7 protein-coding genes are annotated in these 10,428 nt (G+C 34.9%); 5 read left to right on the top strand and 2 right to left on the bottom strand.

The window, feature by feature from the left end:
* Positions 1–27: 27 nt before the first annotated feature.
* The gene (locus Q9B79_RS21990; protein ID WP_306187621.1) at positions 28–1,557 is read right to left on the bottom strand and encodes a cardiolipin synthase; all 1,530 of its coding nucleotides are present in this window, start codon (positions 1,555–1,557) and stop codon (positions 28–30) included.
* A 487-nt stretch (positions 1,558–2,044) separates the two neighbouring features.
* Between Q9B79_RS21990 and Q9B79_RS21995 the strand changes: the two genes are divergently transcribed.
* Positions 2,045–2,380 carry a cobalt transporter gene (locus tag Q9B79_RS21995; RefSeq protein WP_306187623.1) on the top strand — a complete coding sequence of 112 codons (336 nt, stop codon included), beginning with the start codon at positions 2,045–2,047 and terminating at the stop codon, positions 2,378–2,380.
* 495 nt (positions 2,381–2,875) lie between these two features.
* Positions 2,876–4,582: a putative bifunctional diguanylate cyclase/phosphodiesterase gene (locus Q9B79_RS22000; protein ID WP_306187625.1), complete on the top strand. Its 1,707-nt coding sequence runs from the start codon at positions 2,876–2,878 to the stop codon at positions 4,580–4,582.
* Positions 4,583–4,614: 32 nt separating this feature from the next.
* Here Q9B79_RS22000 and Q9B79_RS22005 read toward each other — a convergent pair whose 3' ends face one another.
* The gene (locus Q9B79_RS22005; RefSeq protein ID WP_306187627.1) at positions 4,615–6,006 is read right to left on the bottom strand and encodes an amino acid permease; all 1,392 of its coding nucleotides are present in this window, start codon (positions 6,004–6,006) and stop codon (positions 4,615–4,617) included.
* Between the two features lie 449 nt (positions 6,007–6,455).
* Here Q9B79_RS22005 and treR point away from each other — a divergent pair, with 449 nt between their 5' ends.
* The 3 genes from treR to treC all read left to right on the top strand — a co-directional run bounded on the left by treR (position 6,456) and on the right by treC (position 10,409).
* On the top strand, positions 6,456–7,166 hold the full coding sequence (gene treR, locus Q9B79_RS22010) for a trehalose operon repressor (protein WP_306187629.1): 711 nt from the start codon (positions 6,456–6,458) through the stop codon (positions 7,164–7,166).
* Between the two features lie 140 nt (positions 7,167–7,306).
* On the top strand, positions 7,307–8,734 hold the full coding sequence (gene treP, locus Q9B79_RS22015; protein ID WP_098345929.1) for a PTS system trehalose-specific EIIBC component: 1,428 nt from the start codon (positions 7,307–7,309) through the stop codon (positions 8,732–8,734).
* Positions 8,735–8,747: 13 nt separating this feature from the next.
* Positions 8,748–10,409 (top strand): alpha,alpha-phosphotrehalase, encoded by a 1,662-nt coding sequence (treC, locus tag Q9B79_RS22020; protein ID WP_306187632.1) that lies wholly within the window; start codon positions 8,748–8,750, stop codon positions 10,407–10,409.
* Positions 10,410–10,428 lie beyond the last annotated feature (19 nt).

Consider the following 10,428-nt stretch of genomic DNA (forward strand, 5'->3'; position numbering starts at 1 on the left):
AAAAGCAATCAATATTACATTAACTGCTTACAGTAAAGGAGAAATGAGCCTCATAAAAGACTCTAATATTCGTTTTTTGATACTTCTTTTTTGGAAAGCGTTCCATTTAATTTCAGTGGAATGCTTAAAGTCTTCTTCAAAATCACGTTTTATATTATGAACAGTTTCTGATTCATAAAGTACGCTAATAAGTTCGTAATTTAATTCAAAGCTACGTACGTCCATATTTGCTGTTCCAATTGTCGCGATTTTATCATCAACAAGTACAATTTTCGCATGCATAAAACCATCTTTATAACTATAAATGGAAGCACCAGCTTTTAAAAGTGGAGTGAAGTAGGACTGAGATGCTTGGTCACTAATAATACTATCACTTTTACCAGGATATAAAATGCGTACATCTATACCAGATATTGCACTTAAACGTAATAATGTTAAAGTTTCTTGATCTGGAATAAAGTATGGTGTAGCGATCCAAATCGATTTTTTTGCAGATCCCATAATAGCTAATAATGTATTGCGAATGCTTTTATCATCTGAGCTTGGACCGCTTGCTACAATTTGCACAGCACCTTCCGCGCTTAAAATTTCTTTACCTGGGAAGTATTGTCTATTCATAAATTGATCCCAGGAATAAGTATTCAATCCACTAGAAGCATAGAGCCAGTCCTCTAGAAAAATTGCTTGTAATTTATATAGCGCCTTTCCTTCTATTTTTAAATGACTATCACGCCAAACAGGGAATTTTTTTGAACGGCCAAGATATTCATCACCGACGTTGAGTCCACCAGTAAAACCGATTTCTCCATCTACAATAACGATTTTACGATGGTTACGATAATTGACAGTTTCAAGTAACCAAGCTGAAAAAATAGGGTCAAATTCTACAACTTCAATACCAGCCTTTTTCATAGGTTGTAAAAATCGTCTTCTCAAAGTGTTACTTCCGAGTCCATCATAAAGGAAGCGTACAATAACACCGTCTTTTGCCTTTTTGATTAAAGCATCTCGAACTTTTGTACCAATTTCATCAGATTTATAAATATAGTATTGAATATGGATATGATGTTTTGCTTGCTCGATAGCTTGCAAAATTTCTGAGAATGTTTGATCGCCATTTGTTAAAAGTGTTGTAGTTGTTTTATCTGCGGCAGGTCCGCCTCCAAATTTTTGTACGACTTCTGTTAAATGTGTAGAACGTTCATGTAAGGGGACTGTGAGTGATAATTCTACTCGTCTTCCTTCTAATATTTCACGGAATAATTTTCTTTGTTCTTCTGAACGATGTAGATGTTTTTTTCTTCTCCAGCGGCTGCGTCCGAAAATAGAATATAAAAGCACCCCTATAACGGGAAGAAGTGCTAATACTAAAAACCACGCTAAAGTACTTTGAGGAGACCTATTTTCGATAAAAATAACGAATGAAATTCCTATGATTGTAATAGACCATAAGGCACCGACAAATGTATATAAAGAAATAAACGATGTATTTAATAGGAAAAGAACGATAGATATAATTAAAAATATTGATAATAATTGAACGATAGGCTTCTTCATTTTTATAAAATTCCTCTAATCTTTCTTAAATATAAACTTCTTATATAAAGTGAAACTTTAATCAGTGGGGGTTTTCTTCATCCCACACCTAAATTCTTTGCTTTCGCTGCATTTTGAGGTGGGGGTCTTACTGCCCATTAAAGTGGGATAAAAAGTTATAATTCGACATTCTTATTATAAAGTGTTTTGTTTTTTTTACAAAATATAGACATTTTCCCCATGCCTTCCGCATTTGTCCTACATACAGTATATTGTTACGTTATTATCTCGCTAATTGCTGGTTAATAAGCAGTGTAAGGGGGACAAAACCCTTGCCTGTTATATATAGGAAGAGAGATAACTATATTCTATGTAGCAGGTGCATGATGAAGCCTAAAGTATGGTTAGCCGTATTATACGGTTTCTTCTTAATATAGGTTACCAGCTAGGTTCGTACTATTCATAAAATACCTATTAAGATGAGAAAATGGAAAAGGAGAAGAGGAACATGAATTATATAGACAATAATGGATTGTATTATCGTCATAATCATGGAGGTCATCATCATAATGGCGGACACCACCATCATGGAGGACACAATCACCATGATCATCACCACCATCACGGAGGCGGATGGGGCTGGGGTGGCGGCTCATGGGGTGGTGGATTTTTCCCTGGAAGTTTTGCTGGAGGTGTTTTAGGTGGGCTTACAGCTGGCGCGTTAACGGGTGCAGCAGGTGGAGGCTACTATCCAGCACCGTACCCAGTAACTTATCCAGCGCCATACCCAGCACCATATCCAACGCCATATCCGGGTTATCAGCAAATAACATATCCATACTAAACTAAAAAAGAGGCTTTCCTCTTTTTTTAGTTTAGTATGGATATGTATTTATAAAGTTTTTCCAAAAAAAAGGTGAAAATATGTTAATATTTTGTTATTGTAATTTTAAAACATATACACTAATTTACATTTTTATATTATTATTCGTGAATAGTTGTATATCGTGCTCAAATGTCTATTTCGCTAGTAAAGTAAAGAGGTCAGATGTAAGCAGAATTAATAGGAAACTAGGATTGTATAGAGCTAGTTATAAAGGTATGTAAGAGAATGAAGAAACTATAATAAGGTAAGCTAATTATAGTGATAAGAAACAACTATTTATAATTGAAACGGTATTATATTGCTTTTTATTACAAATAATATTATGTTATTTTAATCGGCATATTTCAAAATGTGATTTATGTAAAGGGCAATTATTAGGAAATGAAATATCTCTATTTCTATGAAAAGAAACAAGTTGTGTTTTAGTCAGATAGGAAGCAAGGAGAGATGCGCATGCTAGAACAAAGAGGTCATGCATTATATGACTCTTCATTGCGAGATTTAAAGTTAGCATTAGATGAGTCTTCAATTGTTGCGATTACAGACCGAAATGGTCTTATTACATATGTAAATGATAAGTTTTGTGAAATATCCAAATATTCACGAGAAGAGTTAATAGGGAAAGATCATCGCATTTTAAATTCAGGACATCACCCGAAAACATTTTTTCAAGTTCTTTGGAAGCGCATTTTGAGCGGAAAAGTATGGAGAGGTGAAATTCGAAATCAAGCAAAAGATGGGACATATTATTGGGTTAAAACAACAATTGTTCCATTTTTAAATGAAAAAGGAGAGCCATATCAATTTATCGCGATCCGAAATGATATTAGTAGTAGGAAAGAAGCAGAACAGAGGTTGCGTTTAAGCGAAAGCCGTTATAGGGAGCTTGCGTATCATGATGCTTTAACGAGTTTGCCGAACCGACTACAGTTAATAACGACTGTCAACGAGATGATTGCAGGCAAAAAAGAATTTGGTATGATTTATTTTGATTTGGATCGTTTTAAATTTGTAAATGATACGTTAGGTCATATGATAGGGGATTTACTATTAAGCGAAGTTGCTTCACGGTTGCATTACGTGCTAGGAGAGAAAGATGTTCTGGCTAGGCTGGGTGGCGACGAATTTGTGTTGTTAACAAAAAGTCATACACAACATGAAATGAGGCAGTTAGCGACATCTGTGTTGTCGTGTTTTCAGGCACCATTCATACTTGAAGGGCATGAAGTATACATTTCAGCTAGTCTAGGACTGTGCTCATATCCGCAAGACGGAAAAGATGTGGAAACACTACTGAAAAATTCAGATTTAGCTATGTACAGTGCGAAAGAGCAAGGCAGAAATGCGGCGTGTTTCTTTACAGATGAGTTACGTGCGAAAATAAATCGTAGAATGAAAATTGAATTTGCTTTGCAAAAGGCGATTCGTGATGAAGAGCTAGATGTGGCACTGCAGCCTATTATTGATTTGAAAACGAAAAAATATACTGGTATTGAGGCTTTAGCACGTTGTTCGACAGAAGAAGGGCCGATTTCGCCAGGTGAATTTATTCCAGTAGCTGAAGAATCTGGGCTTATTATAAAATTAGGAGACTGGGTATTAGAAAAGGCATGTCGCTTGTTTAAAACATTGCCAGAGTATCAAGACGGACTAAAGTTATCTGTGAATTTATCCATACAACAATTAATGCAAAAGCGTTTTATTTTATCTGTACGTAGCATTTTGAAGAGAACTGGTTTCCCTCCAAATCGTTTAATTTTAGAAATAACGGAAAGCATTGCTGTTCGCCATTTTGATTATATTATTGCTACATTACAAGAATTAAGAAATATGGGTATTTTAATTGCTTTAGATGACTTCGGAACGGGCTATTCTTCCTTATATTATTTAAAACAACTACCACTGGATATAGTAAAAATTGATCGTAATTTTATTCGTGAATTTCATTATGATCATGCACAGCCAGAGCGAACGATTGTAAAATCTGTTATTGAAATTGCCCATAGCTTACATTTAGCAGTAGTTGCTGAAGGGGTAGAAACAGTAGAGCAAGAAAGTTTATTACAATCTATGGGTTGTGATTATGTACAAGGCTTTTATTATGCAAAACCTTTATCTGTAGGAGAGTTAAAAGAAAAGTTAATGACAGATTTTGAATAAAAAAGAGAAGCCGGTAGCTTCTCTTTTTTAATTTATTTTTTTGAGTTTTTCATTAGTACAGGATAAAGAATAAGACCTATTACGAACAATCCGATTCCTAAGAAGAACGTTTTTAAATCAGCAGTGCCGGTTTTGATAACCCAAATAGAATATATAAATGCTAATGTAGTAATGATGCCGTCCTTTATTCGAGAGCCAGGCATTATATCATACGTTTCTCCTGTAATAACCAGTTTGAATTGGTACAGTGTAGAAACAAGGTATGGAATTAAATAAGCTAATGTTGCTACAACGATAGCGAAATTATAAGCTTCTGAAACGGTACCAGAAATCGTTGAGAACAAGAAAATCTGTGTCATTACATTTGTAATAAATAATGATTTTGAAGGACTACCTTTTTTATTTGTTTCCGCGAAAAGCTTAGGGAAAAGTCCATTCTTTGCAGCCTGATAAGGTACTTCTGAACTAACAACTATCCAGCCAACTGTAGATCCAAATAAAGATACAAGTGCAAGTAAAGCCATTATATATGCGCCTTTATTGCCAATCGCTAAATTTAATGCGTCTACTAATGGTTTTTGAGACTCTTTTAAAGCACCTTGCGGGAGAGCGCCCATTGTAAGTAGAGTAATTGACATGTAAATAAGAAGAGCGATAATTAATCCGAAAATGGTAGCTTTTTTTACATCGCGCTGAGATTTTGCACGATTAGAAAGCATGACAGCCGATTCAATACCGATAAATGCCCAAAGTGTTGCAATAGCAGCTGAATTGATTTGTCCACCTAAAGAAATGGATTGTCCTGCTTCATTCATAAATGTTTGACCGTCTCCGAAATTAGAGGCATTGAAAATGAATAACGTGATTACAATAAACATTGTAAATCCGATAATCTTTGCAATGGTAGCAAGAAGATTCATATTTCCAGCTCGATCAATATTTTGAGAAAGAATATATTGAATTCCCCATAACATAAGGCTACATACGAGGAAAGTTAGTCCTTTTCCGAGTTCTAGTGAAAATCCGTTCGTTGAAAAGAGAATTTGCTTACTTTGTAAAACTGGAAAGAATGTTGATAAATATCCAGCGAAGGAAATAATAACAGATGCTGTTGCAGCCCAGTTCGCAGCCCAATATCCCCATGCCATACTGTATCCTGCAACTTTTCCCGCTTTTTTTGAAGGAAACATTGCTTGAGCGTAACTTTGTGGTCCTGCTTTTAATTCTGGTTTTCGAATTGCTAAATTTCCAAATACGAGTGCAATCATAAATACGCCAAGTCCTGTAATACTCCATGCAAGTGTAGAACCCATTGGACCTGATACTTGTGCTAAATTTGCTGGGAGCATAAATACGCCACCGCCAACCATGTTTCCGATCACAAAAGCTGTTAATATCCATAATCCCCATTTTTTCGTTTCCATTTTTGTTAACTCCTTTGTAGTAAGTTTTGCTTAAACATCATTTTTTACTAGCTTTTTGGCAATAAAAAAAGAGCCATGTAGATAAAAAATACCTACATGGCTCTTCGCCTAACGTAGGTACAACGGGAATAACCCTTGTACCTACGCGTAATTTTTCCGCTAGGTTTCAAGGGTTACGTATGATGATGATGTTTTTGTGCAAATGTAACTACAATTGTTGTATAAGTAAGCATAGTTCTTTGCTCCCTTTCTCCTCTGATTTTGAAGTTAGTATACTACATGTTTTTTTGAATGAAAAGAAAAATATAAAAAAATTTATAAAAATACGTTTTAGAGATTAAATATTTACCTGTATTTTTCCTATAATGGAAAATAAGTGAGAGATTGGCAGAAGAGTGTAGCATGGTATAATACATATAGAATTAGAAGGTGACAAGGGGCTATTGTAGATGATGAGCAAGTATGAACAAATTTATACAGAAATCAGCAAGTCTATTGATAATAAACAATTAAAAGAGGGATGCAAAATCCCATCAGAAACTGAATTAATGAAGCAATATGAAGCGAGCCGAGGTACAGTAAGAAAAGCTGTAGATTTATTACAAGAGCGTGGATATGTTCAAAAAATACATGGAAAAGGTGTCTTTGTTTTAAAGCGAAAAAACATTGAATTCAACTTTGGTGGTATTGTAAGCTTCCAAGAAGAAAATGAACGTTTAGGACGCCATTGTATTACAGAAGTCGTGGAAATGGAGAAAATAAAAGCGACAAAAGAGGTTGCAAAGCTATTAAATGTGAAAGAGAAAACAGAAATAGATCATATTAAACGCGTACGAAATATTGATGGAGAAAAAGTAATTTTGGATATCAACCATTTTGTATCGGAATATATTCCTGGATTAACAAGTGAAATTGCAACGAAATCCATTTATAAATACATTGAGAAAGAACTAGGTCTTCATATTAGTTACTCACAGAGGGTAATTGAGGTGCAGCCATGTACAGAGGACGATAGAAAGTATTTAGATTTAAATGGAACAGACTATGTTGTCGTTGTGAAAAACTTTACGCATTTTTATGATGGAAGTCAGTTTGAATATACAGAATCACGCCATCGTTTAGATATTTTTCATTTTTCGGATGTGGCGCGGAGGAAGTAAAGAGATGGAACAAACTATTGTTTCATCTCTTTTTTTATAAAAAAAACACAAACTCGTATATACGAGTGTTGACTAACTTATATATACGAGTTAATATGTAATTGTAAACGGTATCAAAAAAAGAAAAGAGGGACGGGAATATGGGGAAAGATTATCGTAAAACAGCAGAGGAAGTGTTGCAGTATATTGGTGGGAAAGACAATATTGAACAAGCTGCACACTGTGTAACGAGACTCCGTATCGCTTTAAAAGATGAAAGTAAAATAGATAACGATAAATTGCAGTCTGTTTCATTAGTGAAAGGAGCGTTTCATAACGCTGGGGTATTTCAAATTGTAATCGGTCCAGGAGATGTTGATCGAGTATACGCTGAATTGATAACGCTTGCAGGTATGAAAGAAGCGACAGTAGCTGACGTAAAAGATTCTGGAAACCAAAAGTTAAATCCAGCTCAAAAGTTTGTAAAAGTATTTTCAGATGTATTTATGCCGATATTACCAGCAATCGTAACAGCTGGTTTACTAATGGGAATTAATAACCTATTAGGGGCGAAGGACTTATTTTTTGAAGGTAAAAATTTATTAGATGTGTATCCAAACTTAAGTGGGCTTTGGGATTTAATTAATATGATGGCGAATACAGCATTCGTATTCTTACCAGCACTTGTCGGTTGGTCAGCAACAAAACGCTTTGGTGGTAGTCCGATATTAGGGATTGTTATGGGATTAATGCTTGTGCATCCAGCCCTATTAAACGCGTGGGATTACGGAAAAGCAGCAACTGGTTTAGATGGTCAAAAGATTGAGTACTTCGATATTTTAGGATTATTTCAAATTGAAAAGGTAGGGTATCAAGGTCAAATCTTACCGGTTTTAGTAGCGGCATTTGTATTAAGTAAAGTGGAAATTTTCTTGAAGAAACATGTACCAAATGCAATTCAATTATTAGTTGTACCAATTACAACGATTGTCGTAACAGGTGTATTAGCGCTAGGAATTATTGGTCCAGTTACACGTCATATTGGAGATTTATTAACAGCTGGATTAGTAGGTGTATATGAAACAGTACCAGTAGTTGGGGCAGTATTGTTTGGAGCATTATATGCACCACTTGTAATTACAGGTATGCATCATATGTTTATTGCTATCGATTTACAATTAATTGCACAACACGGTGGTACATTCATTTGGCCAATGATTGCCCTTTCTAATATTGCGCAAGGTAGTGCGGCACTTGCGATGTTCTGGATTTCTAAAAATCAAAATGATAAAAGTATGGCATCTACATCAGCAATCTCAGCATATTTCGGTATTACAGAACCAGCTATGTTTGGTGTAAACTTACGAAATAAATTCCCGTTCTATGCAGCGATTATAGGATCGGCTATTGCAGCTATATTTATTACGTTAAATGGTGTATTAGCACCTGCTATCGGAATTGGCGGATTACCAGCATTTATTTCTATCATTCCGAAATCGATTCCAATGTTTATTGTCGGAATGATTATCGCAGTTGTAATCCCATTTACGTTAACGTGGTTATTTGCAAAACGAGTAAAACAGAAGTAGGAGGAAGTTGAACATGAAGGATTGGCATAAAAGTGTAGTTTATCAAATTTATCCGAAGAGCTTTAATAGCTATTACAATAAAGAAACCGGTGATATAAAAGGGGTTACAGAGAAACTAGATTATTTAAAAGAACTCGGAGTAGATTATATTTGGTTAACACCGATATACCAATCACCACAAAATGATAATGGATACGATGTAAGTGATTACTACAGCATTGATCCATCTTACGGAACAATGGAAGAATTTGAAGAGCTTTTAGAAGAAGCAAAGGCACGTAACATTGAAATTATGCTTGATATCGTTGTAAACCATAGTTCGACGGAGCACAAGTGGTTTAAAGAAGCGAAGGAAGATAAAAATAGTCCATATCGTAATTACTATATTTGGCGTGATGAAAAAAATAATTGGCAATCTAAGTTTGGTGGGTCTGCTTGGAAATATGATGAAAAGACAGAGCAATATTATTTACATCTATTTGATGAGACGCAAGCCGATTTAAATTGGGAAAATGAAAAACTTCGTGAAGAAGTATATGAAATGATGCGCTTTTGGCTTGATAAAGGGGTAACTGGATTCCGATTAGATGTTATTAATTTAATTTCAAAAGATCAACAGTTCTTAAATGATGACGGAAGTACGACGACAAGCGATGGACGTAAATATTATACAGATGGTCCGCGTGTTCATGAATATTTACAAGAGATGAACCGGAATGTTTTTGAAGGGAAAGATGTAATTACAGTTGGAGAAATGTCATCTACGACAATTGATAATTGTATTAAATATTCAAACCCTGAGCGTAATGAATTAAGTATGACGTTTAGTTTTCATCATTTGAAAGTAGATTATCCGAATGGAGATAAGTGGACGAAAGCGAATTTTGACTTCATTAAGTTAAAAGAGATTATGTCTAATTGGCAAATTGAAATGCAAAAGGGCGGAGGATGGAATGCGTTATTCTGGTGTAATCATGACCAGCCTCGTATTGTATCACGCTTTGGTGATGATCGAAAGTACCGAAATGAATCTGCGAAAATGTTAGCGACAGCTATGCATATGTTGCAAGGTACACCTTACATTTATCAAGGCGAAGAAATCGGTATGACGAATCCTAAATTCGAGTCCATCGAACAATACCGCGATGTAGAATCGTTAAATATATATGATATAAAGCGAGAAGAAGGATCATCAAAAGAAGAGATTATCGGGATTTTAAAACAAAAATCTCGTGACAATTCCCGTACTCCGATGCAATGGAATGAAGAGATGAACAGTGGTTTTACAACAAGTACACCTTGGATTTCAGTGGCTGGAAACTTTAAAGAAATAAATGTAAAGAAGGCGCTAGAAGATAAAGAGTCTGTATTTTATCATTATAAAAAGTTAATCGAACTTAGAAAAACATATGATGTAATTACAGAAGGAGAGTATGCTATTTTAGATGAAAATCATCCTAAGATTTGGGCATATACACGTACTGTAAATGATGAGGTATTACTTGTTATAAATAATTTCTATGGAGAAGAAATAACGTACTCTGTACCAGCACACGTTCAATTAGATGGAATGAAACAAGAAGTACTACTGTCGAATTATAAAGATTCCAGTAAGGATATTACAAAACTTAACTTAAGACCATACGAATCAATTGTATATCGATATACGAAATAAAAAGGTTGTATGCCCGCGT

It is taken from the genome of Bacillus sp. MHSD_36 (assembly GCF_030757775.1).
Lineage (GTDB): Bacteria > Bacillota > Bacilli > Bacillales > Bacillaceae_G > Bacillus_A.

Bases quoted from the DNA above. Each gene is read 5' to 3' on its own strand.
- Q9B79_RS22005 (WP_306187627.1), bottom strand. From the start codon at position 6,006: ATGGAAACGAAAAAATGGGGATTATGGATATTAACAGCTTTTGTGATC.
- treC (WP_306187632.1), top strand. From the start codon at position 8,748: ATGAAGGATTGGCATAAAAGTGTAGTTTATCAAATTTATCCGAAGAGC.
- treR (WP_306187629.1), top strand. From the start codon at position 6,456: ATGATGAGCAAGTATGAACAAATTTATACAGAAATCAGCAAGTCTATT.
- Q9B79_RS21990 (WP_306187621.1), bottom strand. From the start codon at position 1,557: ATGAAGAAGCCTATCGTTCAATTATTATCAATATTTTTAATTATATCT.
- Q9B79_RS22000 (WP_306187625.1), top strand. From the start codon at position 2,876: ATGCTAGAACAAAGAGGTCATGCATTATATGACTCTTCATTGCGAGAT.
- Q9B79_RS21995 (WP_306187623.1), top strand. From the start codon at position 2,045: ATGAATTATATAGACAATAATGGATTGTATTATCGTCATAATCATGGA.
- treP (WP_098345929.1), top strand. From the start codon at position 7,307: ATGGGGAAAGATTATCGTAAAACAGCAGAGGAAGTGTTGCAGTATATT.